Here is a 26,904-nt window from a genome sequence, read left to right on the forward strand (position 1 = left end):
AATCCAGGCTGCGACCGTCTAGGATAGCCGGTCGGGGCATTTTCCTGTTCGATCGTGGCATGCGGGAATGACATTTGGTCGCGGCCGCTTGAGGCGCGGCCGCGACCGGGTCGATCAGGCCTTGTTCGGCAGCTTGTTGGCCATGCGGGCCACCCAGCGGTACAGGACGAAGACGACTGCCGCGAAGGCGATGCCGCCGATCCACTGCGCGGCACCGGCGAAGCTGTCGCCGACCAGGGCCAGCGGGGCACCCTTGCCCGACAAGCCGACGATGAAGGCAATCACCACGCCGATCACGCTCTCGCCCACGATCAGGCCGGAGGCCAGCAGCACACCCAGCTGCTTGGTGCTCTCGGGCTTGGCCGAGCGGTCCGCGCGACGGTCGAAATACCAGCCGACCACCGAACCGACCACCACCATCAGCGTGCTGACCGTGGGCAGGTAGATGCCCAGGCCCACCGCCAGCGGCGGCATGCTCAGGTGCTTGGTGGTACGACGCAGCACTTCGTCGACGATGATGATGGCCACGCCGATCCAGATGCCGGTGATGATCAGGCTCCAGTCGATGTTGTTGGTGATCACGCCCTGCGCCAGCGCCGAGATCAGGCCGGCCTGCGGCGCCGGCAGCGCATGCGCGCCCGCGCCGGCCACGCCCACGAAGCCATAGGCCTTGTTGAGCAGGTCCAGCACCGGCGGAATCACCGCGGCACCCGCGACCACGCCGATCACCAGCGCCACCTGCTGGCGCCACGGCGTGGCGTCCACCAGCTGGCCGGTCTTGAGGTCCTGCAGGTTGTTGTTGGCAATGGCGGCCACGGTGAACACCACCGAGGTGATGAACAGCGCGAACGCCACCAGCGCCTTGCCCTCTTCCGGACCCACGTGCGGCTTCACGAAAGCCACCAGCAGCAGGGCGGCGGCGATTACCACCAGGATGCCCACGCCCGACAGCGGGCTGTTGGAGGAACCGATCAGGCCGGCCATGTAGCCGCACACGGTGGAGACGAAGAAGCCCATCAGCACCACGAAGGCCACGCCACCAATGGCGAGCACCGCCACGTGGTCGCCCAGGCCGGCGCTCGTGCCGAAGTAGCCGAGCAGCCAGGCGATAGGAATGAAGCAGGCCAGCGTGACCAGGCCCACGATGCCGATCGGGATGTCACGCTCGGTGCGCGGCAGCGAGTCGGCCTTGCCGGCCTTGCGCACGCGCGCGGCGGCCATGGCGCCGGCCAGGCCGCTGATCACCGGCTTGACCAGCTTGGCCAGCGTCCAGATCGCCGAGACGCCGATGGCGCCAGCGCCGATGATGCGCACCTTGTGGCTCCAGGTGCCCTGCGCCAGGTCCGCCACCGAGGCGCCCATGTCGCCCAGCAGCGAGTAGTGCGGCACGCCCCAGCCCCAGCCGATCAGCGCGCCGACCAGCATGGCGATACCCACCGACAGGCCCACCAGGTGGCCGATGGCGAACAGCGCGAAGGAGAGGTTGAAATCAAAACCGGTCACCGCGCCCTTGTTGCCCACGCGGAAGTACTGCACCACGTCGCTGGCGAACACCTGGGTGGCCACCACCACGGCGAACACCGCCGACACGATGGAGCCCCACAGCACGGCCAGCAGGCCGGAGCGCCCCTCTTCCACGCTGCCGGCGTCGGCTTCGTCACCGCTGCCGACCTTCAGCACCTCGGCGCAGGCCAGCCCTTCCGGATACGGCAGGTCGGAGTTGGTCACCAGCGCGCGGCGCAGCGGGATCGAATACATCACGCCGAGCACGCCACCCAGTGCGCACACCGCAAACGAGGTCCAGAACGGGAAGTCCGACCACCAGCCGATCATGATCATGCCGGGCAGCACGAAGATGATCGACGACAGCGTGCCCGCCGCCGAGGCGATGGTCTGCACGACGTTGTTTTCCTGGATGGTGGAGTCCTTGAACCCACGCAGCAGGGCCATCGAGATCACCGCCGCGGGGATCGAGGTGGCGAAGGTCAGGCCGGCCTTGAGGCCGAAGAAGACGTTGGCGGCGGTGAACACCACCGTGATCACCACGCCCAGGATCAGGCCGCGGATGGTCAGCTCTTTGCGCGCCTCGGCGCCGGGATGGTTGCCGCTCACGAGTTCTTGCCCGTCATGTCTGGTGGTCTCCCCTGGAGTACCGCCCGGGAGGCGGCATGGCTACGAAGGCCCCGCCGGCGGCGGGCCAGCGCGTAGGGTTGCCGGATTTGAGGGGATTCGCAACGGGTTGACGAAAGGGCCAGCTGCCCTCTGTCGCTCATGTCTGTTGCCCACGCAAACCACCTGACGAGACAGACGCTCGCCTCGCCACGATCAGACCGTCGCGCCCAAACGGAGGTAGCAGTGACGCGCTTAGCCTCCATCTTGACCCAGTCAGGGATAACGAAAACCGAAAAATATGTCGTCCATCTCCGTCACAGTCAGGACAAGCTTCGTATAAAAATACGAAAGGCAATGGCCTATATTTTATTTAAAAACAACATATTAATGAATATTGGCATTGGAAGCGCTACAAAAGCCCCTTGTAAATCGCAATTTATTTCTATTTCAGCAAGTTATTGCTATTTACATTTCTATCACATGACTTTTATGTTCAGGCTGTAGATGGCTTTCGGGTCTAGGGGACCGATGCAAGAACAAGCCATCTCGTGAGGGGCTGCGGTCTACGCGACCGCATTTTTCTGCTAACGGGGGAGAGGTACTACGTGACTGCGAACAAATTATCGCCGGCATTCAGGATGCCGGTGCGGACGGCTTTGGCCGCGGCTATCGCCATGGGTTTCGGTTTTTCGGGGCAAGTGCAGGCGCAGGCGACCACCGGCACGATCTCAGGCCAGGTACCAGTAGCCGCGGGTGAGTCAGTGCACATCGTGGGTGGTTCGGGCTTTGACCGCACCGTGCCGGTCGACCAGTCCGGCCGCTACACCATCACGCTGCCGATCGGCAAATACGACGTATCGCTGGTGCGCGATGGCCAGACCATCCAGACCATGCAGGGCGTGACCGCGCTGGCCGCCAGTGCGGTGACCGTGGACTTCGGCACCGGCGAAAGCACCGCCGCCAACGCCAAGAGCCTGTCGGGCGTGACCGTAATCGCCAACGCCATTCCGGCCATCGACGTTGCGTCCACGACGCAAAGCACCGTCATCACCCAGGAACAGCTCAGGCAGTTGCCGCTGGCGCGCAACAGCGCGGCCATCGCCTTGCTGGCTCCGGGTGTGGTGCCGGGCGCAACCGCCGACGGCGCAGGCCCCACCGGCGAACCGCTGGTGTCCTTCGGCGGCTCGACCGTGGTGGAAAACGCCTACTACATCAACGGTTTCAATACCTCCGATCCGATTTCCAATTCGGGCGGCATCACCCTGCCCTATGGCGCGATTGCCCAGCAGGAAACGCTCACCAACGGTTACGGCCCGGAATACGGCCGCTCCACCGGCGGCGTGATCAGCCAGGTAGGCGCCAGCGGCACCAATACCTGGCACTTCGGTGGCGCGGTGTTCCTGCAGCCGGAAGACTGGCAGGGCACTCCAGGCAACACGTACTACAGCAACCCGGCGGTCACGCCGGCGCTGGCCGCGTCTAACTCGGCCTACGCCGGCAAGACACCGGGCAGCCTGTACGACTACCGCAACGACAACACGTCGTGGAACCAGGTGTATGACGCCTACATCGGCGGTCCGCTGATCAAGGACAAGCTGTTCTTCTTCCTGGCCGCCGAAGCCTCGCGCAGCGCCACGCAGACCGTGAGCCGCGATGTCGGCACGCCGTACGAGTACCACAACAACTTCAAGGATCCGAAGTACTACGGAAAAATCGACTGGAACATCACTGACAGCAATATCCTGTCGTTCACTGGCGTGAAGAATACCCACGCCTTCAACGGCGACACCTACAGCTACGACTACAGCACCAAGCAGGCTGGCGACTTCAACAGCTACCAGCAGTCGTACAAGAACTCCTTCAAGCTGGGCGTCGCCAACTTCACCTCGTACATCACCGACGACCTCACGTTGAACGCGATGTACGGCAAGATGAAGGGCACGTACTACTCCGAACTGCCGGGCGCGTCATCCGAGCCTGCCATCCTCGATTCAGACTTCCAGAATCCGGCGTACTGCCCGAGTGCCAACTGCACCAGCGGCCAGACCACCACCTATCTCGACAACCCGAACCACAAGACCGAAGAAACCAACCTGCGCCTCAGCCTGACCTACAAGCTGGGCGACCACACGCTGAAGGCGGGTATCGACAACCAGACCTCGAAGGACATCGAGGATGGCACCGTTACCAGTGGTCCGGGCTACTACTGGGATTACGGTTACATGGATCCGTCCAACCCGATCCTTGGCACCCCGGGCGTGAGCCCCTACGTGGCGGCCTCGCCCAATGGCTACTACGTGCAGCAGGGCGTCTACCTGACCAGTGCCACGGTGCAGGTGAAGCAGCGCGCGCAGTACATCAGCGACGACTGGCAGGTCACGCCCAACCTGCTGTTGAAGCTTGGCCTGCGCAACGACCAGTTCACCAACTACAACCCCGACAGCGAACCCTATGTGCGCCTGACCAAGCCGCAGTGGGCACCGCGCCTGGGCTTCAGCTGGGACATCATGGGCGATTCCAGCATGAAGCTGTTCGGCAATGCCGGCCGCTACTACCTGGCGCTACCGACTGGTGTGGCGCTGCGTGAGGCTTCCGCTTCCACGTACACGGGCCAGTACTACACCTACACCGGCATTGATGCGAACGGCATCCCCACCGGCCTGACCCCGATCCAGTCATATGGCCAGACCCAGGGCGCGGGCGTGCCGGTGTCGGGCAACAACGAGTACGGCCAACCGCTAGATCCGAGCACCGTTTCGTCGACGAACCTGAAGGCGTCCTATCAGGACTCCTACGTGCTGGGCTTCCAGCAGCAGATCAGCCAGTACTGGACGTACGGTGTCACGGCGACCTGGTCGAAGATGAACAACATCATCGACGACACCGCCGAAGGTCTGACCACCATCTGCTCGGCAGCCCTGGCGCAGAACCCGGGCCTGGCCAATCAGCAGCCGGGGAGCGCCGCCGCCGCCGAGAACGTGAATTGCGGCAACGTGCTCAACGTCAACGGCAGCATCCTGATCAATCCGGGCAAGACCAACATCTACAAGATTGCCAACGTCAATGGCGGCTACGCCTATGCCTCGGTCGATCCGAGCACCATGGGCTTCCCGCCGGCCTACCGCCACTACTACTCGCTCGAGATGTACCTGGAGCACGTGTGGGACGGCAAGTGGCGCGCCAAGTTCGACTACGTGTTCTCCAAGAGCTACGGCACCACCGAGGGTCCGGTACAGTCGAACATCGGCCAGGCCTCCACTTCGCAGTCCGCCACCGAGCAGTGGGACTTCGGCCAGCTGATGTCCTACGCCAACAGCGTGCAGTCCAACTCCCGCAAGCACGTGTTCAAGGCGTACGGCACCTACCAGTTCCTGCCCGAGTGGTCGCTCAGCGGCGTGGTGACGCTGGCGGCGGGCACGCCCAAGACCTGTCTTGGCCTGTATGGTCCGGACCAGCAGGACCCGGTCGGCTACGGCGACTCCTACCACTGGTGCGGTGGTCAGCCGGCGCCGATTGGCACCACGGGCTACACGCCGTGGCTGCACACGCTGGACCTGGCGCTGGAATACCGCCCGGAGTGGGCGGCCAAGAAGCTGGCGTTCCAGCTGCAGGTGCGCAACGTGTTCAACGAGCAGAAGGAAACGCAGGCCTATGCGTTCTACGGCTCCACGAGCAGCCCGAACCCGTCCTATGGCGCACCGTACGTGGGCGGTTACACGACCATGGAAACCCCGCGCGTCGTCCAGCTCGGCGTCACCTACGACTGGTAAGTGATGGTGTGATACGGGGTGGCCGCGGTCGGGCCACCCCGGACAAACAGAAGCCGCCGGTCACACGGCGGCTTTCTTGTTTTCAACGCCGTTCAAACCGGGCCGGCATTGCCGAGCCGTTCGCGCAGCGATGACAGCTGTGCCTCGTAGTGCCCCAGCCGTGAGGTGTTCTTCTGAAGCGGCTGGCGCACCTGGGCTGCGCTCGCCGTACTGAGCACGGTGCGCGAGGTGGCATGGAACTCGAGGCAGGCCGGATCGAAAGCGAGCCCGCAAAAATCGAGCAGGCGTCGAATGCGTGCCTCTGGCTCAGCCACCAGGGCTTCATACGAATGGTCCAGTACCCGCCCCGGGAAGCGCTGCTGCCAGAAACGGCACAGGCGCACATGCTCTTCGTAATGGCTCGCCATCTCGTCGAGGTCGTAGCTGAAATGCGAGCCCACGCTGAAGAGCTGGCGATAGCACGCGAAACAGGTTTCCACGGCATCCCGGTGGCCATTGACCACGCGTGCGCCAGGCAGCATCGCCAGCGCCGCGCCGAGGTATTGCCAGTTGAGCATGTTCTTGTCGGTGAAGCGGGGCCGCTGCTGGCGCCAGCGTGCGGTGCGCGCCAGGTATTCGCGCCCCAGGCGCGCCCAGTCGGCAGCGGTGGCGGCAGGCGCCCATTGCGGAAAGGCCACGCCGCGCCGCCTGGACTCCTCTTCGATGACCTGCGGCAGGTCGGTGATTTCGTCGGCGCCCTCCACCAGCGGATGCGACGCGAGGATCTGCTCGGTCAGCGTGGAGCCCGATCGCGGCAGGCTGACGATGAAGATGACCTCCTGCCCCAACAAGGCATCCACCGGTTCGGGGCCCGGGTGCGCGAACGCCGCCATGATGGCGTCGACCTGGCGGCGTTCCGCTGCGGCGTCCCAACGTAGCTGTCGCCGCTTGAGCGCATTCGCCTCACGCAGCACTTCAAAGGCAGGCGCGTAGGCCGAACCATCCTCCAGCGCCTTCGCCAGCGCAAAGCCGATGGCAATGCGCGCATCGGCGGCCAGGTCAGGCTTGCGGAACAGCTGCTGCAACTGCGCCCGGTCGGCATCATTGAAGGGTTCGGTCTTGAGGTTGGCCAGTGCGTGCCAGGCCAGGTGATTGGCCGGCTGGTGGCGCAGCACCTCCCGGTAGTTCGCCACCGCGGCACGGATGTCACCCAAGCTGACCTGCGTGTCGGCAAGACTATTGCGCGCCATGACGTGCCTGGCATCGAGTTGCAGCACGCGCTCGAATGCCCGGCAGGCTTCCTCCCTGCGCATGTGCACCTTGAGTGCCTTGCCCAGGTTGAACCAGGCCGGCGTCATGCCGGGCGCCCGTTCGCACGCGCGATGTAACGAGGCCAGCGCCAGTGCCACATCGCCGTGCTCGAACTGCGAGATGCCCAGATACATCAGGGTGGGCGCGTCGTCGGGACGAAGTCGCAGCGATTCGTCGAAACCCCGGATCGCCGCGGCATGGTTCCCCCGCATCTGCGACACCACACCCAGCAACATATGCCCCTCGGCGCTTTTCGGCGCCAGCGCCAGAAGGCTCATCAGGGCGCGCTCGGCGGGCTCCGGCCGACCATGCGCGAGCGCATTGCCCGCCTCCTGCAGGAAGCGAAGCGCGGCCGGCGACAAACCTGCCGCGCGATCAGCCGGCGTGGAGGCCTGGTTTGCCGTCATGTTGCGTGCCTTTGGAGTAAGCGTTCAGAGGACGGAACTATAGCGAGGCCAGCCGCGGGCAGGCCTGCCGAGCCCGCCCCTCATCGGTTCAGGGCCGGGCACGGGCCGCTATTCGTCCACGCCCGGATCCATCCCGGGGAACAACACCTCGGTATAGCCGAACTTGCTGAAGTCGGTGATGCGCGAGGGATACAGCCGGCCGATCAGGTGGTCACACTCGTGCTGCACCACCCGTGCGTGAAAGCCGTCGGCGGTGCGGTCGATCCGGGCGCCGGCGGGGTCCAGCCCCTGGTAACGGATCAGCGTGTAGCGGTTCACCGCACCGCGCAGGCCGGGCACCGACAGGCATCCCTCCCAGCCCTCTTCCATGTCCTGCGAGAGCGGGGTGATCACGGGATTGAGCAGGATGGTGCGCGGCACGGCCGGGGCGTCCGGGTACCGCTCGGAACGGTCGAACCCGAAAATGACCAGCTGCAGGTCCACGCCGATCTGGGGCGCCGCCAGGCCGACCCCGCCCGCGTCATGCATGGTGTCGAACATGTCGGCGATGAGCGCCTCCAGGCCGGCGCTGCCGATCATGGCGTCGGGAACCGGCGGTGCCACGCGGAGCAGCCGTGGATCGCCCATCTTAAGAATCTCGCGGATCATGGAAAACCTCGCCTGGTCATGCGGTTACCGGCGCCGGATGCGACGCCGGCGAGACCGCCAGTGTACGCGCTGGGCACGCCACTGGCGTGTCCCGCCCGGCTCCACCCATTCGACCAAAGGCTAATATTTGCGGGCGCATAATGGCATTGACCACCGGAGCCACCGGAACGACCCTTGCGAAGGACTGTCCAGGAGCCGATGCGTATGTCAGCCATTGCCGTCAAACCAAGTCCGGCAGGAAAGATCCTATGGGCCGCCATCGCCATCGTCGGCGCCTGGTGCCTGGGTGTAGTCGCCTTGCGACGGGGCGAACCGATCAATGCGATCTGGCTGGTGGCCGCCGCCATCGCCGTGTTCGTGATCGGCTACCGCTTCTACGGCAAGTTCATCAACGACAAGGTGTTGTGCATGGACCCCACGCGGGCCACGCCCGCCGTGTTGCGCAATGACGGCCTGGACTACGTGCCCACCGACAAGTGGGTGGTGTTCGGCCACCATTTCGCCGCCATCGCCGGCGCCGGCCCGCTGGTGGGCCCGGTGCTGGCCGCCCAGATGGGTTACCTGCCCGGCACCTTGTGGATCCTGTTCGGCGTGGTGTTCGCCGGCGCCGTGCAGGACTTCATGATCCTGGGCCTGTCGGTGCGCCGCGACGGCCGCTCGCTGGGCAACATGCTGCGTGACGAACTGGGGCCGGTGGCCGGCGTGGTCGCCATGTTCGGCGTGCTGGTGCTGATGATGATCGTGCTGGCGGTGCTGGCGCTGGTGGTGGTCAAGGCGCTCACCCACAGCCCGTGGGGCACCTTCACCGTGGCCGCCACCATCCCGATCGCCCTGTTGATGGGCGTGTACCTGCGCTGGCTGCGCCCGGGCAAGATCCTCGAGGTGTCGATCATCGGCCTGGTGCTGCTGCTTGCCTCGATCTGGTTCGGCTCGCACGTGGCGGCCTCGCCGACCTGGTCGGCGGTGTTCGACTTCGATGCCAAGTCGCTGGCCTGGCTGCTGATCGCCTATGGTTTCTGCGCCTCGGTGCTGCCGGTATGGCTGCTGCTGGCGCCGCGCGATTACCTCAGCACCTTCCTCAAGATCGGCACCATCCTGCTGCTGGCGCTGGCCATCTTCCTCGCCGCGCCCACCTTGCAGATGCCGGCGGTGACCAAGTTCATCGACGGCACCGGCCCGGTGTTCCAGGGCAACCTGTTCCCGTTCCTGTTCATCACCATCGCCTGCGGCGCGGTGTCGGGCTGGCATTCGATCATCGCCTCGGGTACCACGCCCAAGCTGCTGGCCAGCGAGGGTGAGGCACGCATGGTCGGCTACGGCGGCATGCTGATGGAGGCCTTCGTCGCCATCATGGCGCTGGTGGCCGCCGCCTCGCTGCATCCGGGCGTGTACTTCGCCATGAACTCGCCCTCGGCGCTGATCGGCACCACCGCCCAGCAGGCCGCCACCACCATCAGCCAGTGGGGCTTCGTGGTGACGCCGGACGAGTTGCTCAACACGGCCAAGAACATCGGCGAGTCCAGCGTGCTCAGCCGCGCCGGCGGTGCCCCGACCCTGGCGGTGGGCATGGCCCAGCTGCTGCACGGCATCATCCCGGGCGAAGGCATGATGGCCTTCTGGTACCACTACGCGATCCTGTTCGAGGCGCTGTTCATCCTCACCACGGTGGATGCCGGTACCCGCGTGGGCCGCTTCATGATCCAGGAGATCGCCGGCCTGGTGCACAAGCCGCTGCAACACACCGAGTCGTGGACCGGCAATCTGCTGGCCACGGCCATCTGCGTAGGCCTGTGGGGCTACTTCCTGTACCAGGGCGCGGTGGATCCGCTGGGCGGCATCAATACGCTGTGGCCGCTGTTCGGCATCGCCAACCAGATGCTTGCCGCGGTGGCGCTGATGCTGGCGACGGTGGTGACGGTGAAGCTCAAGCGCGAGCGCTATGTGCTGGTGCCGGGCATTCCCGCGATCTGGCTGGTGGTGTGCACGCTGACCGCCGGCTGGGAAAAGCTCAGCGGCCCGATCAGCTTCACCGCCGCCGCACAGAAGTACGCGCAAGCCGCGGCCGACGGCAAGCTGCTGGCGCCGGCCAAGACGGTGGAGGAAATGCAGCGCATCGTCACCAACAACTACGTCGACGCCGCGCTGACCGGCATCTTCATGCTGCTGATCCTCACCATGCTCGGCTTTGCCATCCGCTCGATCGTCAAGGCGTGGGGCATCAACCACCCGACCGCACACGAGGAGCCCTACGTCGCACTGGCGAGCGTGTCCACCTCCCACTGAGGGCCAGGCCATGACCATGAAAGCGAACCTGCAGGCTTTCCGGAAATGGGCGGTGCAAACCGCCCGGCTGTGCTGCGGCGTTCCTGACTACGACGTGTACGTGAAGCACCTGCGCGAGCATCACCCGGAGCGCAGCGTGCCCACCTATGCGGAGTTCTTCCGCGAGCGCCAGATCGCACGCTACAAGGGCACCGGCGGCCGCTGCTGCTGAACGCAAGTGCCTGGAAGGCCATGCCCCGCCTGGGGCATGGCCTTTTTCGTGCCCGTGAGACTGGGCTTTCGGTGGCTTTCCCTTCATCATCGCGCAGGGATCATGCCGGTCCACCCCACCCGATTGACCATGACCGAACACCACCTCACCAAGCCGACCTCCGAGATCGAGTCGCAGCACAGCCTCGGCCTGCGCATCATCGCCATCTACAAGGCGGTCAAGACCGTGTGCCTGATCCTGGTGGCGATCTTCGCCTTCCACCTGGACCGCGAGCAGAATTTCGAGAAGCTGGTGCACTGGCTGGAACACCTGTCGCTGACCGACAGCAACGGGCTGCGCTGGCGCCTGGTCGAACTGCTGCAGGAGATGGGACCCAGCAAGTTCGTGGCGATCGGTCTGGTGGCGCTGGCCTATGCGGCGATCTTCGCCACCGAGGGCACCGGCCTGTGGCTGCGCAAGCACTGGGCCGAATGGTTCACGGTGATCGCCACCGGCTCACTGATTCCGCTGGAGTTCTACGAGACCCTGCACCGCTTCACCTGGCTGAAGCTGGGGGCCCTGCTCGCCAACATAGCGATCGTGGTCTACCTGGTACGCATCGCCATGCAGCCCCGCCCACCCAAGGCCAAGTAAGCCCGCACCCTGTGCACGTAACACCCGCAAGGCGGTGACACCGCAAGGTCAGATCGCGCACGGGGTGCGCTCCTACAACGAAGGGGTGCCGTCCGGGAGCTGGGTGGCCGCGCTCGCTTCCAGTGCCTCGCGCACGGTGCGCAGCAGCTTCTGGGTCGAGATGGGCTTGTCCACCAGGTACAGATGCTCCATCACCGGCAGCTCGTCCATGTCGGGCGGCGCATCGGGACGGGCCAGCAGCAGGACCGCGCGACGGTAGCCGTGGTCGAACAGTGCCGCCAGCGTGCGCACGCCGGTGAACAGGTTCATGTCCGCATCGAGTACCACCAGGTCGGGTACGCCTTGCGCCTCGATCCACTGCAGCGCCGCGGTACCGCTCTGGCTGGCATGCGCCTGGTAGCCCCACGAATCGAGGGTGTCGACCAACAGCGAGAGCTGGCCGGCTTCTTCCACCACCACCAACACGCGCTCGGCCTCGCCCTGCAGGTTGATGTCCTCTTCGAGTTCGAGCGCGTCGCCACGCTGCGCCGTCAACGGAATATAGATCTGGAAGCAGGTGCCCTGCCCTGGCTCGCTTTCCACCCGGATCACGCCGCCATGCGCGGTAACAATGCGCTTGCATGACACCAGTCCCAGGCCGGTGCCGGTGTCCTTGGTGGTGTAGAACGGTTCGAACAGGTGCTGCCGCGCCTGCTCGTCCATGCCGGTGCCGCTGTCGGCCACGCTCAAGCAAAGATAACTGCCCTCGTTGGCCTCTTCCTCGGGCAGGAAGAAGGCATCGGGCAGATGGGCCACCGCGGTTCCGATGCGCAGGTTGCCGCCCTCGGGCATGGCCTGGATCGCATTGAGGCTGAGGTTGAGCAGGCACTGCTGCAACTCGGTGTGGTTGCCGTCGAAGGTGAGTTCGGGATCCTCCGCGTTCATGTCCAGCACCACGAAACGCGGCACGCTCCCCTGCAGCAGCAGGCCCAGCGCCTCGAGCAACGCCCCCACCCGCACCTGCTCCGCGCGGCGGGCGCCACGCGCAAAGGAAAGCATCGACTGCACCATGTCCAGGCCGCGCTTGCCGCAATCGCGCACCAGGCGGCCGAGCCGCGCCAGGCGCGGATCTTCCTGGTAGTCCTGCAGGCTGTCGCCAGCCAGCAACAGGGGTTGCAGCAGGTTGCGCAGGTCGTGGCTGAGGCCGCCGGCCAGCATGGCCAGGCTCTCGAAGCGCTGCGCGCGGATCAGTTCGGTTTCGGCGCGCCGCCTCGCGCGCTGGGCCTCGGCCTCGCGCAGGGCCCGGCGCACTGCCGAAGCCAGCCGCGCCGGGTTCTGCTTGAGGATGTAATCGGTCGCGCCATTGCGCAAAGCCTCGATCGCGGCCTCCTCGCCGAGCGTGGCCGAGACGAAGATGAAGGGCAGGTCCTGGTCGCGCTCGCGCAACAGGTCCAGCGCGCGCTGGCCGGAAAAGCCCGGCATGCTCAGGTCCGACAGCACGATGTGCGGGTGGAACTCCTCCAGCGCCGCCAGGTATTCGCGCTCGGCATCGACCAGCTGCACGTCATATTCGATATGGTCGGCGTCGAGCTCGGACAGCACCAGTTCGGCATCGAGCTGGCTATCCTCGATCTGCAGGACCCGGATTCGGGGTAGTGCCCAGTGTTGCCTGTCCGCCATCGATGACTCCGTCGTGGGGCATCCTGCCCCGATCGTACTCAGGTGTGTTCAGGGCCTTGGTTGAGCACTGCCCAGAACTGCCCGACCGTGCGTACCGCCTCGAAGAACTGGTCCACGTCGACCGGTTTGATCACATAGGCGTTCGCGCCGATGTCCCAGCTGCGCGCCAGGTCGCTTTCCTCGCGCGAGGACGACAGGATCACCACCGGCACGCGGCGAAAGCGCTCGTCTGCGCGCAACTGGGTGAGCACTTCCAGGCCGCTCATCCGCGGCATCTTGATGTCCAGCAGCACCACGGCCGGATCGAGCGGTTCGCGCCCGGCCCACTCGCCCCGGCAATACAGGTAATCCAGGCAGTCCACGCCGTCCTCCAGGTGGACCACGGGATTGGCCAGGTTCGCCTCGGCGAGCGCATCCATGGCCATTTCAGCGTCGGCGAGGCTGTCCTCGACGAGCAGGATGGTTCGAATGTCGCGATGGTTCATGGCCGCCTCTGCGCAAAGCTCTCCGCCAGGTCGGACGATGGCAGAGTGAAATGGAACCGGGCTCCCTGTCCTGGCTGGGCGTCGGCCCACACGCGTCCGCCGTGACGCGAAACGATGCGTCGCACATTGGCCAGGCCAATGCCGTTGCCCGGGAATTCCGAGGCGCGGTGCAGGCGCTGGAATACGCCGAACAGCTTGCCGGCGTACTGCATGTCGAAGCCCGCGCCGTTGTCGCTGACCACGAATTCATAGCTGCCGTCGCGATTGCGCTGCACGTCGACGTCGATGCGCGCCACCTCGCACTTGCCGGTGTACTTCACCGCATTGCCCAGCAGGTTCTGCCACACCGTGCGCAGCATGTTCTCGTCGCCGATCACGATGGGCAGCGGCGCGATCGACCAGACGATATGGCGCCCATGCGCGTCGGTCTCGGCCAGTGCGCGGGCCTCGTCGGCCAGCGACTGCATGTCCACCGGCTGCAGGCGCAGCGCACCGCGTCCCAGGCGCGAGAACACCAGCAGATCTTCGATCAGCAGTGCCATGCGCCGGGAGGCATCGTTGATCACCTCGATGTAGTGCCGCGAACGCTCGTCCGCGGCCTCGCCCAGGTGTTGCTGCAGCTTGCCGGCGAATCCGCTGATGTGGCGCAGCGGCGCGCGCAGGTCGTGCGATACCGAATAGCTGAAGGCCTCCAGCTCGCGGTTGACGTCGGATACCTGCTCGATCTTGCCCTCAAGCTGCCGGTTCAGTTCCTTCACCTGCTGCTCCACCAGCGCTCGCGCGGTGACATCGCTGAGCGTCAGCAGCAGCACCGGATCGCCGCCACCATCGGGCTCCAGGCGCCGGGCATTGATCACCACGTGGCGGTCCACGCCATCCACCGTGCGCTGCACCAGCTCGTAGTCCCACAGTTCGCGGTCCAGCAGCAGCACGTCGTTCAGTCGTTGCAGCAGCGCGCTATCGGACCAGGCGCCATCGCCGATTTCGGTAAGCGGCATCGACTGGCGGAAATCCGGTGGCAGGCCATACAGCTCGCCGAAGGCCGCATTGACCAGCAAGGTGCCCAGGCTGGCGTCGAGCAGCGCGATCGGCTCGCGCACCGCCTGCACGATCAGCTGCGAACGCTGCACCGCCTGGCCCTCGCGCACCTCGGCACGCAGGCGGCGGCTGATCTGGCGCTCGGACACGATCACCACAATGGTCAGCAGCACCACCTGGGCGATCGCCGTGATCAGCAGCGCCAGGCTGCTGTTGAACGATTCGCGCTGGGCCTCGGCGCGCCGGTTGAGCAGCTCGTTGTTCTCGTTGCGCACGATGCCGTCGATCAGGTCGTCCATCTTGAACAACGTGCCAGCGTCGCGCATGGCATCAGCCGCGCCTTCCTGGTCCCCGTGCTCGTGGCGCAGGATGGCCTGGCCGCTGAGTGCAAGGCGGCCGTTCACGGTAGAGCTCAGCGATCCGATCAGCGCCTGCTGGTCGGGGCTGTCCCGCGTCATCTCGCGCAACTGGGACAGCAGGCTCGGCACATCGTGGGCAGCCCGATCGGCCCGCATGCGCACCTGCGGATCGTAGTCCCCATGGATCAACCGGTAGATCGCCGCCTCGCTGTCGCTGATGACGTAGGCAATGCGATAGGTGAGCGACTTCACCTCCGAGGAGTGGGTGACCCGCTCGCTGGCCTCGATGGCCTCGCTGGAACCACTGCGGGTGACCATGTAGGGCAAGGCGACGATGACGAGCACGGCGGCCAGCAGGCCGCCCAGCCGCCAGCGCAGGGCCACGCGGTCCCCCATGGCCGGGCGCAGCGTCGACGCCAATTTCCAGGATGAGCGCAGCATGTAGGGCATGGTTGCAGAATCACCCTAACGATTGCCACCTCCTACTGCAGGCTTTTTGATAAGCCTTTAGTAGGTGATCTCTTACGCATTAGGGCGAAGCCGTACTCATCGAGGTCGGACGGGATCCGGGCTGCTGCGCCCAGCCGTGATTGGGCTCGGCCTGCATGGTGAAGTGCAGCTCGCCACCGGCCAGGATCTCGCCGTGGCGCAGGAACACGCGATCCAGCGGCTTGCCATCCAGCGTGACGCTGCCCACGTAGGGGTGGGCATCGTCGAACGGGGCGGCGCTGACCGTGAAGGTCTTGCCATGGGGCAGGTGCAGGGTCGCCCGCTCAACGAACGGCCGGCCGATGGCGTATTCGTCGCTGGCCGGCGTCACCGGGTAGAAACCCAGCGCCGTGAAGATGTACCAGGCTGACATCTGGCCGAGGTCGTCGTTGCCGGCCAGGCCGTCGGGACGGGTGGCGTACTGGCTGTCCATGATCTGCTTGAGGCGCTTCTGGGTCTGCCAGGGCGCGCCGGCATAGTCGTACAGGTAGGCCAGGTGGTGGCTGGGCTCGTTGCCGTGGGCATACCAGCCGATCAGGCCGGTGATGTCCTCCACGTTGGCGAAGTGCGAGGGATCGACCTTGGCATCGAACACGCTGTCGAGCTTGGCCACGAAACGCGCATCGCCGCCCATCGCCTTGACCAGGGCCGCCACGTCCTGCGGCACGTACCAGGAGTATTGCCAGGCGTTGCCCTCGGTGTAGTCGCTGCCATAGCCGGCGACGTCCGGGTTGAACGGCTCGCGGAACTGGCCGTCGCTCTTGCGGGCGCGCATGAAGCCGGTCTTGGGGTCGTAGGCATTGCGCCAGTTGCCGGCACGCTTGTCGAAGGTGGCAGCGACGTCCTGGCGGCCCATGGCCTTGGCCATCTGCGCCAGCGACCAGTCGTCGTAGGCGTACTCCAGGGTCTTGGAGGCGGCTTCCGGCTCCTTGTCGATCGGCACGTAGCCGAGCTTCATGTAGTCGCCCAGGCCACCGTACGGGGCGTAGGTGGCCGAGGCCACCATCGCCTTGAGTGCGGCGTCGGCGTCGAAGCCGCGCACGCCCTTGATGTAGGCGTCGGCGATCACCGGCACCGCGTGATAGCCGATCATGCACCAGGTCTCCATGCCCTGGTACGCCCACACCGGCAGGATGCCGAACGGGCTGGCCTCGCGGGACGCGATCAGCGAGCGCACGAAGTCGGTGCTGCGATGGGGCATCAACAGCGCCATCAACGGCTGCTGGGCCCGATACACGTCCCACAGCGACCAGGTGGAGTGGAATTCGAACTTGCCGTTCTTGTCGACGGCCTGGTGTACCGCGCCATCCGGACCGCGGAACTGGCCGTTGACGTCCATGCTGAGCGTCGGCGACAGCAGGGCATGGTACAGCGAGGTGTAGAAGCCCACGCGCTGGTCCCTGGTGCCCTCCACGTCGATGGCTGCCAACGCCTTGTTCCAGTCGGCACGGGCCTCGGCGCGACGCGCATCGAAATCCCAACCCTGGCCTTCGGCGTCCAGGTTGGCCACGGCGTTGTCCTCGCTCACCGAGGAAATCGCCACCTTCACGCCCAGCGGCTGCTTGAGGGTGCCGAAATCGAACACGCCCTCGAGCGCGCGACCGGCTTGCGCGTCATGGTCCTCCGGCTGGTTGCCCGGGCCCTTGAAGCCCTTGTAGACCACGTCGGTCTCGCGGTTGTACAGGGTGCGCGACACCATCGGCTGAGAGAAGCGCATGGCGAAGCACAGCTCGCGGCCCGGCGCCCAGCCGCGAGTGGTGCGACAGCCGGTGACGGTGCCGTCCTCGTGCACGCGCAGGCTCGACCACAGCACCTTGCCCGGGTAGTCGTAGATGCTGGGACGCAAGTCCAGCAGCAGGTGGGCCGGCTTGCCGGCCGGGAAGGTATAGCGATGCCAGCCGATACGACGCCCGGCGGTCAGCTCGGCGCGTACGTCGTAATCGGCGAGCGTCACGGCGTAATAGCCGGCCTCGACCTGCTCGGTGTCGTGGCTATAGCGGGAACGGTAGCCACTGCCCGGCTTGGCCGGATCGCCTGGCTCCAGCCGCACGTCGCCGGCAATCGGCATCACCAGCACATCGCCAAGGTCCGAATGTCCGGATCCGGAGAAGTGCGTGTGGGAGAAACCCAGCAGGCTGCTGTCGCCGTACTGGTAGCCGGCCGCCCACTTGTAGGCGTGCTTGAAGTCCGGCATCGCCGTATCCGGCGACAGCTGGATCATGCCGAACGGCACCGTGGCGCCGGGGAAGGTGTGGCCATCGCCACCGGTGCCGATGCGGGGGTCGACATCGGCCGCGTGGTCGGCCGCATGGCCGGGGCCGGACAGCGCCAGGGCAATGGCGACGACGAGCAAGCCCGGCAGGCAGGCACGGAAAGACGGACGCGACATGAATCTCCCCCGGCAATGAATTTGAATCGTTCTAAGTGAGCGGAAGCTAGCATTGCCGCGAAGGGCAATGCATGCTGCGCCGCGCCATCGATTCTGGTTCCGTTAGCCGGCATCGGCGGGTTACCTTTGGATCGTTCCAATCACCCAGGCCTGCGATGGAAAGCCAGACCCCTGTTGGTCGCAAGATCACCCTCAATGACATTGCAGCCGGATGCGGCGTGTCGCGTGCCACGGTATCGCTGGTGCTGCGGGGCAGCCCGCTGGTCAACAAGGCCACCCGGGCCCGCGTAGAGGAGGAACTGCGCCGCCAGGGCTATGTGTACAACCGCGCCGCGGCCAACCTGCGCCGGCGCACGTCCTCGAGCATCGCGCTGGTGCTCAACGAGCTGGCCAACCCGTTCTTCGCCGAATTCGCCGCCGGGGTGGACGAGACCCTGGGCGAGGCTGGCTTCGTCACCCTGCTGGGCAGCACCGGCGAGTCGAGCACGCGCCAGCAGGCGGTGCTCGGATCGCTGATCGAGCATGGCCCGGGCGGCATCATCCTGTCGCCGGCCGAGGGCAGCAGCACCGAGGAGGTGCTGGCCGCGATCGGCGCACACACACCGGTGGTGCTGTTCAATCGCGAACCGGGTGGCCCGCTGCCCGGCCACGTGCGCTGGGATCGCCTGATGCTGGACAACCAGCGCGGCGCACGCCTGGCCACCGAGCACCTGATCCGGCAGGGACATCGCCGCATCGCCATGTTCGGCGGCCACGACCACGCCAGTTCCTGCCGCGAACGCCACGCCGGTTACCTGGAGGCCATGCAGGCCGCCGGCATCGAGGTGCAGCCGCACTGGCGGGTGGAGAGCAAGCCCACCCGGCTGGACGCGGCACATGCCGCAGCCGGCCTGTTCGCCCTGGGCGATGCCCCGACTGCGGTGGTTTGCTACAACGACGCGGTCGCCTTCGGCCTGATGCTGGCATTGAACCAGCGCGGCCTGCAGCCGGGACGCGACGTGGCCATCACCGGCTTCGACGACGTGGCCGAAGCGGCCATGAGCACGCCGACGCTCACCACGCTCTCCACCGCCCCGCGCGCACGGGGCCGCCAGGCTGCCGAGCTGATCCTCGCGCGGCTGCGCGAGCCGCAGTCCGAATCGCGCGCCGTGATCGCCCCGGTCGAACTGGTGGTGCGCGAAAGCAGCTGTCCACCCATCCAACCCTGACGGAACGTCCATGGCCTTTGCAGCCCCACCCTCCCAGTCGGCGGCCCGTTCGCCGGCTTCCGGCTCGACGCGCTACACCGACTACCCGCTGGCGATGGCGGTGCTCACCACCATCTTCTTCATGTGGGGATTCCTCACCGTCCTCAACGACATCCTGATCCCGCACCTCAAGTCGGTGTTCGAGCTGAACTACGCCCGCGCGATGCTGGTGCAGTTCACCTTCTTCGGGGCGTATTTCCTGATGTCGCTGCCGGCCGGCCGCCTGGTGGCGATGCTGGGTTACAAGAAGGGCATCATCGCCGGGCTGGGCATCGCCGCGCTGGGGGCGTTCGGCTTCTGGCCGGCGGCGACGCAGCACTCCTATGCCGCCTTCCTCGGCGCGCTGTTCGTGCTGGCCACCGGCATCACCGTGCTGCAGGTGGCGGCCAATCCATACGTGGCGCTGCTTGGACCCGAGCGCACCAGCTCCAGCCGGCTCACCCTGGCACAGGCGATGAACTCGCTGGGCACTACCCTGGGGCCGTGGTTCGGCGGCCTGCTGATTCTCTCGGCGGTTTCCACCGGTGCCATCCCCGACAGCGTGCGCAAGGCGCCGGAAACCGTGCAGCTGGTACAGACGCTCAACAGCGGCGCGCCGGCCCTGGCCATCGACGCCATGACCCAGGCACCGGCACCGCGACTGGTCGCCGCGATCGGCGATGCAGCGGCTTCGGCGCTGGATCGCCTGCCGCCGGACCAGGTCGCCGCCAGCCTCGGCCATCTCGCGCCAGGCGAACTGGCCGACGTGCTCGACCACCTGCCGGGCGATGCCTTGCTCGACACGCTCGCCGCCCGTCCGCCGCAGGACCTGGCCGCACTGCCTGTCGACCGCCTGGCCGGCGCACTCGACAAGCTGCAGGCGTCGCGCCTTGATGCCGTGCAGTCGGCCAAGTTCGGCACCGTGCGCGCAGGCCTTGGCCAGGAGACGCAGGCCCAGTTGCAGGCGTATCGCCAGAAGCAGGCGCAGCTGGTGCAAACGCCGTATCTCGGCCTTGGCTTCGCCTTGCTGGTGCTTGCCGCCGGCGTGGGCCTGTTCAAGCTGCCGGCGCTGACCGAATCCACCGAGCAGGCGGACACGCAGCACCACAGTCTGCTCGATGCGCTGCGCCACCCGCACGTGCGGTTCGGCGTGCTGGCGATCTTCTTCTACGTGGGCGCCGAGGTATCCATCGGCAGCTTCCTGGTGAACTACCTGTCGTTGCCGGAAATCGGCCACATGAGCGAGCAGCAGGCCTCGCACTACGTGTCGCTGTACTGGGGCGGCGCGATGGTCGGCCGGCTGGCTGGCTCGGTGATGCTGGCCAAGCTCAATCCACGCCGCCTGCTGGCCGTGTTTGCGGGCGTCGCCGGACTGCTGGTGCTCACCACCATGCTCACCCGTGGCGAGCTGGCGATGGGCAGCGTGATCGCCATCGGCCTGTTCAACTCCATCATGTTCCCCACCATCTTCGCGCTCGGCATCGAGCGCATGGGGCCGCTCACCGGCAAGGCTTCGAGCCTGCTGATCATGGCCATCGTCGGCGGCGCGCTGCTGCCGTGGGCGCAAGGTTTCCTGGCCGACAGCGTGGGCGTGCAGCATGCGTTCGTGCTGCCGCTGCTTTGCTACGGCTACATCGTCTTCTACGGCCTGCGCGGCTCGCTGATTCGCAGCGAAACCCCGTCGGCCGCTTCATCCTGAGTAGGACCTGATGTCTCGCACCATCCTCTGTTTCGGCGAAGCGCTGATCGACTTCCACAGCGAAGGCGGCGACGCCTTTGGCTTTCCCCGCGGCTTTGTCCCCTACGCTGGCGGCGCGCCGGCCAACGTGGCGGTGGCGGTGGCCCGCCTCGGCGGCGGCGCGGCATTCGCCGGCATGCTCGGCAACGACCTGTTCGGCGATTTCCTGCTGCACAGCCTGCAGCATGCCGGCGTGGATACCGCCGGTGTCACCCGTACCGGCGCGGCCAACACCGCGCTGGCCTTCGTTGCGCTCGACGCCAGGGGCGAACGCAGCTTCAGCTTCTATCGCCCGCCGTCGGCCGACCTGCTGTTCCGGCCCGAGCATTTCGGCGAGGCACGCTTCGACGGCGTGGCCGTGTTCCACGTCTGCTCCAACAGCATGACCGACGAGGCGATGGCCGAAACCACCCGCGAAGGCATGCGCCGCGCCCACGCGGCCGGCGCCCTGGTGAGCTTCGATCTCAACCTGCGGCCTGCCTTGTGGAACCCTGGCGTCGACCCGCGCCCGCAGGTGTGGCCTGCGCTCGAACTGGCCGATGTGGTGAAGCTGAGCGGCGAGGAGTTCGCCTGGCTTGCCGTCGACGGCGAGGAAGCCGTGCTCGAGCGCCTGTGGCAGGGCCGCACGCGCCTGCTGGTGGTGACTGACGGCGAACGCTCGCTGCGCTGGTTCCATCCGGATGCGGAAGGCGAGCTGCCGGTCTACGCAGTGAACGCCGTGGACACCACGGCTGCCGGCGATGCCTTTGTCGGCGGCCTGCTGTGCGGGCTGGCGAGGCTCCAAGCCGCCCCGGATCGCCTCGATCACCTGGTGACCGAACTCCCGCGACTGCACGCGATGCTGCGTTTCGCGGCCGCCTGTGGCGCGCTCACCGTCACCCGCCAGGGTTCGTTCTCGGCGATGCCGGACGAAGCCGAAGTACTCAGCTTCATGGAGACCTACGCATGACCACGCCCGCCCGGCCCGATTTCCGCAGCGAGGCCTTCCTGCGCAGCCATGTCGCGCAGACCATGGCGTTCTACCACCCGCGCGCGATCGATCCTGCCGGTGGCTTTTTCCACTACTACAAGGACGATGGCACCATCTACGACCGCCGCCCCCGCCACCTGGTGAGCAGCACGCGCTTCGTCTTCAACTACGCGATGGCCTATCGCGAGTTCGGCAACCCCGAGTACCTCGAGGCGGTCCACCACGGCCTGCGTTACCTGCGCGAGGTGCACCGCGACGCCGCCACCGGCGGCTACGCCTGGACCATCCGCGACGGCCAGCCGGAAGACCGCACCAACCACGCCTATGGCGTCGCCTTCGTGCTGCTGGCCTACGCCAGCGCGCGCAAGGCCGGCGTGCGCGAGGCGGATGCCTGGATGGACGAAACCTGGGTGCTGCTGGAACAGCGCTACTGGGACGCCGAGGCCGGCCTGTATCGCGACGAAGCCGATGCGCAGTGGAATTTCAGCGGCTACCGCGGCCAGAACGCCAACATGCACATGTGCGAGGCGATGCTGGCGGCCTACCAGGCCTGCGACGAGCCACGCTACCTCGAACGCGCCCTCGTCCTTGCCGACCACATGACGCGCCGGCAGGCGGCCAAGGCCGACGGGCTGGTGTGGGAACACTATGACGCGCAGTGGAATGTCGATTGGGATTACCACCGTGACGACCCCAAGCACCTGTTCCGCCCCTGGGGTTTCCAGCCCGGCCACCAGACCGAGTGGGCCAAGCTGCTGCTGATCATGGAACCGTTGCTGCTCGAACGCGGCCGTGAGGAGAACTGGCTGGTGCCTACCGCCAAGCATCTGTTCGACACCGCGCTGGCGCGGGCGTGGGACGCGCAGCACGCTGGCATCTGCTACGGCTTCGCGCCGGATGGCAGCGTGTGCGACGACGACAAGTATTTCTGGGTGCAGGCCGAATCGATGGCGGCGGCGGCACTGCTGCATGCACGCACCGGGCTGGCCGAGTACGACCAGTGGTACGAAAAGCTGTGGAACTACGCCTGGCAGCACTTCATCGACCACCGGTACGGCGCCTGGTATCGCATCCTTACCCGCGACAACCGCAAGATCGACGACGAGAAAAGCCCCGCCGGCAAGACCGACTACCACACCATGGGCGCGTGCTACGAAGTGATGGAGCTGGTCCGCGAGGGCGGTGTGCCCTGAGTGCATGGCGGGGAGGCCGGACTCCGGCCTCCCCGCCCCAGCTTCAGCCCTTCGGCTTGGCCTTGGGCGTCACCGTGACGGCAAGCGCTTCCACATAGGTGATGACGACGGTGTCGCCCACCTTGAGCTTGCTCATCTGCGCCTGGCGCGCGGGATCCTTCACCTCGATCACGCGCTCCTTGCCGTCGGCACCGGTCAGGGTCACCGTGTGGTTCTTCAGGTCCAGGCCGGTGAGCTTGGCGGTCACCGTGACCGAATGACCGGTGAGCAGGCCCGGCTTGTCGCCCGGTGCGCCGGTGGCCGTACCGCCCTGCACCTCGGTGCCGAGCTGCGCGCCGCTGCCCGCCGGCAGAATCTGCAGGGCGAGCGCGGCCTGATAGTGCGCCGTGACCTGGTCGCCCGGCTTCAGCTGGTCGAGGTTCTCTACCTCGGCGCCGGCTTCCACCGTGACTTCCTTGCCCTTGGGCCCTTTCAGCGTCACGAAGCGCGTCTGCGGATCCACCGACACCACGGTAGCCGTGATGGTGTGATCCTCGCGCGCCAGTTCGCCGGCGGTGCTGCTTACCGTGCCCGAATGGGCCAGGTCCTGCGCGAGCACGGCCGCCGGTGCGGCCACGGCGAGGGCCAGGGCCACGCCAAGCAGGTGGGGTTTGAACAATTGCGGCTTGCTCATGGTCGTTCTCCTTCGGGGATGGCAGGTCCCGGCACCTGCCGGGTCGGATGGGTCAGGCAGGGACATTCCCACCTGGATCGGAAGGGGCATCGCGAGGCGGGCTGGCCGGTGCGTCGTACCAGTGCTCGGCCGGCACCAGCACTTTCTGGTCGTTGTATTTGCGGTAGTGCGGCGACATCACCTGCACGCCGTATTCGTTGAAGGCATCGAGGATGTTGCGGCGCAGGTCCGACAGCGTGTCCATGTAGATCGCCGGGCTGACCGTGGCGACGTTGAGCTGGTAGTCGATATAGAAATCCGACAACGCGGTGTGCAGTACGAAGGGCCGCGGTTCGGCCAGCACGCCGGGCGTGCGCAACGCCGCCAGTTCCAGCAGCGCCACCGCCTGCCGCCAGGGCGTGTCGTAGCCCACGGTCACCGTGGTGGTTAGCAGCAGGCCGTCCGTGCCCACGCGCCGATTGAGGTTGCGCATGGGCGTGGACGACAGCACCGCATTGGGCACCGTCACCTCTTCGCGCGTGCGCGTGACCAGCCTGATCGACAATGCGCCCATTTCCACCACGGTGCCCTCGTGTTCGCCGACGAACACGTAATCGCCCACGCGCACGGCGCGCGAGTAGAGCACCACCAGCCCGCTCATCACCTGGTTGACGATGCCGGTGGAGCCCAGCGACACCATCACGCCCACGAACACGCTCACGCCCTTGAACGCGTAGCTGCCGGCGCCCGGGATGTGCGGGTAGGCAATGATCAGGGCGAACAGCCAGATAGCCACCGACACGAGCCGCCGCGTCACCGCGGCGGTGGGCGCCTCCAGCCAGCCGACGTGCGCCGCGCCGCGCTCCACCGCATGGAACCAGGCGCTCACCAGGCGCACCACCGCGCGCGTGACCAGGAAGATCACCACCAGCATCAGCAGGTTGGGGATCTGGTGCACCACCGCCATCAACACGCCCAGGCCCAGGTCGATCAGGTACTGGCCCAGCCGCAATCCCCACGGCCGGCTGTATGGAAACTGCCGCAGCACGAAGCTCAGCCAGAGATAGCCGACGAACAGGATCACCAGGATTTGCAGCAATCCGATCAGGCGACGCAGCAGGTTCCAGATCACCGGCCGCATGTCGAAACCCGCGATGTCCAGCTGCAAGCGCAGCTTGGTGATGGCCGCCAGCCGCCGCTGCGCGACGCGGTTGAACCACACCAGCAGCCACACCAGCAGCGCCAGCAGTGCCGTGGCCGCCGCGCTGTAGAGCAGGCCACTCAGCAGCACCTGCGGGCGCAAGGCGTCGGCGCGTTCGCGCATCACCTGGCGCAATACCTCCACAGCGTCGCGTCCCGCCTGTTCCACGGCTGCGCGATCGCCATTGCCGACATCGCCGGGCAGCACGCTGAACAGCGCGAAGTTGCCGGCCCGGACCATCACGCCCTTCTCGCTGCCCGACTCGATCCAGACACTGGAGAGGTCCTGCGGGCGCAGCTTGTCCAGCATGGTACTGATGCGCTCGCCGGCCGCAGCGGCGCGTTCGGTGGCGTCTTCCCCGCCGAATGGCGCGTACAGCACGATGATGGTGCGGTCCCACACCACCACCGGCGCGCCGTTGGTGTCCGCCTCCAGCGACGAGGATGCGCTGGCCGGTGCGTCCTGCGGCGTGGCCCAGGCGACGCAGCTCGCCAACGCCAGCAAAAGCGCGAGCAACCACCGCCACGGCGCCACACGGCGCCATGCGCTGGGCATCCCGCGGAACCGCGTCACTGCCTGAAAACGCAAGCTCTCCATGCCGACATGTTCGGTCAGGACGCGCTGGGCAACGAGCGTAAAACCACCCGGTCTGGCTACGTAATTTTACTGATATGGGCGGTTCACCCCCTCCTGGGCGTGACATTCGGGGATGCCGCGTCGTAGCGTGCAAGGAACATGCGCGTGCCGATCAGCGCGCCCGTTCGCCCTGCCCTGCCGGAGCCTGCCATGGAACTTACGGAACCGCTCGACACCGCCCTGGTCACCGGCGCCTCGTCCGGCATCGGCGCGGCCTACGCCGACCGCCTGGCCCGGCGCGGCCACGACCTGGTGCTGGTGGCACGCAGCCGCGCACGGCTGGAGGCGCTGGCCGAGGAGCTGGCGCGCCTGCATGGCGTGCGCGTCGACGCGCTCGTGGCCGACCTCACGGCACCCGACCAGCGATCGGTGGTGGAACAACGGCTGCGCGAAGACGACGCCATCGGCATCCTGGTCAACAACGCCGGCCGCGCGGGCGGTGGGCCGATGACGGCCATGGCGCTGGACGATATCGAAGCGATGATTGCACTCAACGTCACCGCGCCCACCCGGCTCACGGGAGCGATCCTGCCCCGGTTGATCGCCCGCGGCCGGGGCAGCGTGATCAACATCGCCTCGGTGCTCGCGCTCGCGCCGGAGCGCTTTGGCGGCGCCTACGCGGCGAGCAAGGGCTACCTGCTCAACTTCACCCTCGGCCTGCAACAGGAAGCCGCGGCGCACGGCGTCCGCATGCAGGCAGTGCTTCCCGGCATGACGCGCACCGACATCTGGACGCATGCCGACAGCGACCCGGCAGCTTTCCCCGCGGGCATGGTGATGGAAGTGGACGAAATGGTGGATGCCGCGCTGGCCGGCTATGACCAGGGCGAAATCGTCACCCTGCCCTCGCTGCCGGACGGCGACGACTGGGAGCGCTACGAAGCGGCGCGACGACGCCTGCTGCCACTGCTCTCGCGCGACCACGCCGCCGACCGCTACAAGAGCGACATCCCCGAAGACGCCTGAAGGGCGACATCTCCACCACGTCGCCGCCGCGGACTATAGTGTCACCGACGGCGCCGTTTGCGCATGACGCCGTCGTTGCGGGCACGTGCCCGCGCGGGCCTCAACCTTTGTGGGAGCACGGCCATGCGATACCTGTTCATGGAACGCGACAAGGACGGTCTGATCCTGTTTTCGCGTCTGCTGCTGGTGATCCTGTTCCTGGTCTTCGGCTGGGAAAAGCTGCTGGGCTTCACCGCCACAGTGACCTACATGACCGCCGAAGGCGTACCCATGCCGACCCTGTCGGCGGCAGTGGCGGTGATCATGGAGTTCTTCGTGGGCCTCGCCATCGCGCTCGGCTTCTATACCCGGCCGCTGGCCCTGCTGCTGGGCCTGTACACGCTCGCCGCAGCACTCATCGGCCACGCCTTCTGGAACATGGATGATCCGGATCGGGCCAACGCGATGATCAACTTCTACAAGAACGTGAGCATCGCCGGTGGACTGTTGCTGTTGACGCTGACGGGCCCGGGGCGGTACTCGCTCGACGGCAAATAGACGTCCGCACCG

General features: G+C 66.5%; 18 protein-coding genes and 2 pseudogenes. 11 read left to right on the top strand and 9 right to left on the bottom strand.

Features of this window, described 5'->3' with window-relative positions:
- Positions 1-114: 114 nt before the first annotated feature.
- Positions 115-2,112 (bottom strand): OPT family oligopeptide transporter, encoded by a 1,998-nt coding sequence (locus DVU99_RS03015; RefSeq protein WP_114238726.1) that lies wholly within the window; start codon positions 2,110-2,112, stop codon positions 115-117.
- A 674-nt stretch (positions 2,113-2,786) separates the two neighbouring features.
- Here DVU99_RS03015 and DVU99_RS03020 point away from each other — a divergent pair.
- Positions 2,787-5,882 (top strand): TonB-dependent receptor plug domain-containing protein, encoded by a 3,096-nt coding sequence (locus DVU99_RS03020; RefSeq protein ID WP_232823422.1) that lies wholly within the window; start codon positions 2,787-2,789, stop codon positions 5,880-5,882.
- Between the two features lie 92 nt (positions 5,883-5,974).
- Here DVU99_RS03020 and DVU99_RS03025 read toward each other — a convergent pair whose 3' ends face one another.
- A complete protein-coding gene (locus tag DVU99_RS03025; RefSeq protein ID WP_114238728.1) occupies positions 5,975-7,579 on the bottom strand; it encodes a sulfotransferase in 1,605 nt (534 codons plus the stop codon).
- A 108-nt stretch (positions 7,580-7,687) separates the two neighbouring features.
- Positions 7,688-8,227, bottom strand: a complete 540-nt coding sequence (gene def, locus DVU99_RS03030; protein ID WP_114238729.1) for a peptide deformylase — start codon at positions 8,225-8,227, stop codon at positions 7,688-7,690.
- Positions 8,228-8,431: 204 nt separating this feature from the next.
- Between def and DVU99_RS03035 the strand changes: the two genes are divergently transcribed.
- The 3 genes from DVU99_RS03035 to DVU99_RS03045 all read left to right on the top strand — a co-directional run bounded on the left by DVU99_RS03035 (position 8,432) and on the right by DVU99_RS03045 (position 11,354).
- On the top strand, positions 8,432-10,510 hold the full coding sequence (locus tag DVU99_RS03035; RefSeq protein WP_114238730.1) for a carbon starvation CstA family protein: 2,079 nt from the start codon (positions 8,432-8,434) through the stop codon (positions 10,508-10,510).
- Positions 10,511-10,526: 16 nt separating this feature from the next.
- Complete coding sequence (locus DVU99_RS03040; protein WP_114239037.1) at positions 10,527-10,721, top strand: YbdD/YjiX family protein; 195 nt, start codon at positions 10,527-10,529, stop codon at positions 10,719-10,721.
- A gap of 129 nt (positions 10,722-10,850) precedes the next feature.
- Positions 10,851-11,354, top strand: a complete 504-nt coding sequence (locus tag DVU99_RS03045; RefSeq protein ID WP_114238731.1) for a DUF2127 domain-containing protein — start codon at positions 10,851-10,853, stop codon at positions 11,352-11,354.
- Between the two features lie 72 nt (positions 11,355-11,426).
- Here the strand turns inward: DVU99_RS03045 and DVU99_RS03050 are convergent, their stop codons facing one another.
- The 4 genes from DVU99_RS03050 to DVU99_RS03065 form a co-directional block, all read right to left on the bottom strand.
- Positions 11,427-13,013, bottom strand: coding sequence for a response regulator (locus DVU99_RS03050; protein ID WP_114238732.1), 1,587 nt, complete (start codon positions 13,011-13,013; stop codon positions 11,427-11,429).
- 38 nt (positions 13,014-13,051) lie between these two features.
- Positions 13,052-13,498, bottom strand: coding sequence for a response regulator (locus tag DVU99_RS03055; RefSeq protein ID WP_114238733.1), 447 nt, complete (start codon positions 13,496-13,498; stop codon positions 13,052-13,054).
- Complete coding sequence (locus DVU99_RS03060; protein ID WP_114239038.1) at positions 13,495-15,291, bottom strand: ATP-binding protein; 1,797 nt, start codon at positions 15,289-15,291, stop codon at positions 13,495-13,497. The genes DVU99_RS03055 and DVU99_RS03060 overlap by 4 nt, the downstream gene beginning before the upstream one ends.
- A 133-nt stretch (positions 15,292-15,424) precedes the next feature.
- The gene (locus DVU99_RS03065; protein WP_114238734.1) at positions 15,425-17,773 is read right to left on the bottom strand and encodes a GH92 family glycosyl hydrolase; all 2,349 of its coding nucleotides are present in this window, start codon (positions 17,771-17,773) and stop codon (positions 15,425-15,427) included.
- A 155-nt stretch (positions 17,774-17,928) separates the two neighbouring features.
- Between DVU99_RS03065 and DVU99_RS03070 the strand changes: the two genes are divergently transcribed.
- The 5 genes and pseudogenes from DVU99_RS03070 to DVU99_RS03085 all read left to right on the top strand — a co-directional run bounded on the left by DVU99_RS03070 (position 17,929) and on the right by DVU99_RS03085 (position 22,900).
- Positions 17,929-18,981 carry a LacI family DNA-binding transcriptional regulator gene (locus DVU99_RS03070; RefSeq protein WP_114238735.1) on the top strand — a complete coding sequence of 351 codons (1,053 nt, stop codon included), beginning with the start codon at positions 17,929-17,931 and terminating at the stop codon, positions 18,979-18,981.
- A 94-nt stretch (positions 18,982-19,075) separates the two neighbouring features.
- A pseudogene (locus DVU99_RS20315) lies at positions 19,076-19,531 on the top strand (MFS transporter); the annotation flags it as partial.
- 417 nt (positions 19,532-19,948) lie between these two features.
- A pseudogene (gene gluP, locus DVU99_RS20320) lies at positions 19,949-20,698 on the top strand (glucose/galactose MFS transporter); the annotation flags it as partial.
- A gap of 10 nt (positions 20,699-20,708) precedes the next feature.
- Complete coding sequence (locus tag DVU99_RS03080; protein WP_198670169.1) at positions 20,709-21,686, top strand: carbohydrate kinase; 978 nt, start codon at positions 20,709-20,711, stop codon at positions 21,684-21,686.
- Complete coding sequence (locus DVU99_RS03085; RefSeq protein WP_114238738.1) at positions 21,683-22,900, top strand: AGE family epimerase/isomerase; 1,218 nt, start codon at positions 21,683-21,685, stop codon at positions 22,898-22,900. The genes DVU99_RS03080 and DVU99_RS03085 overlap by 4 nt, the downstream gene beginning before the upstream one ends.
- Positions 22,901-22,943: 43 nt before the next feature.
- Here the strand turns inward: DVU99_RS03085 and DVU99_RS03090 are convergent, their stop codons facing one another.
- On the bottom strand, positions 22,944-23,573 hold the full coding sequence (locus DVU99_RS03090) for a hypothetical protein (RefSeq protein ID WP_114238739.1): 630 nt from the start codon (positions 23,571-23,573) through the stop codon (positions 22,944-22,946).
- Positions 23,574-23,625: 52 nt separating this feature from the next.
- On the bottom strand, positions 23,626-25,308 hold the full coding sequence (locus DVU99_RS03095) for a mechanosensitive ion channel family protein (protein WP_114238740.1): 1,683 nt from the start codon (positions 25,306-25,308) through the stop codon (positions 23,626-23,628).
- A 231-nt stretch (positions 25,309-25,539) separates the two neighbouring features.
- On the opposite strand from DVU99_RS03095, the gene DVU99_RS03100 reads away from it, so the two are divergent.
- Both DVU99_RS03100 and DVU99_RS03105 read left to right on the top strand, forming a co-directional pair.
- Positions 25,540-26,355, top strand: coding sequence for an SDR family oxidoreductase (locus DVU99_RS03100; protein WP_114239039.1), 816 nt, complete (start codon positions 25,540-25,542; stop codon positions 26,353-26,355).
- Between the two features lie 123 nt (positions 26,356-26,478).
- Positions 26,479-26,892: a DoxX family protein gene (locus DVU99_RS03105; RefSeq protein ID WP_114238741.1), complete on the top strand. Its 414-nt coding sequence runs from the start codon at positions 26,479-26,481 to the stop codon at positions 26,890-26,892.
- Positions 26,893-26,904 lie beyond the last annotated feature (12 nt).

This window comes from Dyella sp. C9 (assembly GCF_003332825.1).
GTDB lineage: Bacteria > Pseudomonadota > Gammaproteobacteria > Xanthomonadales > Rhodanobacteraceae > Dyella.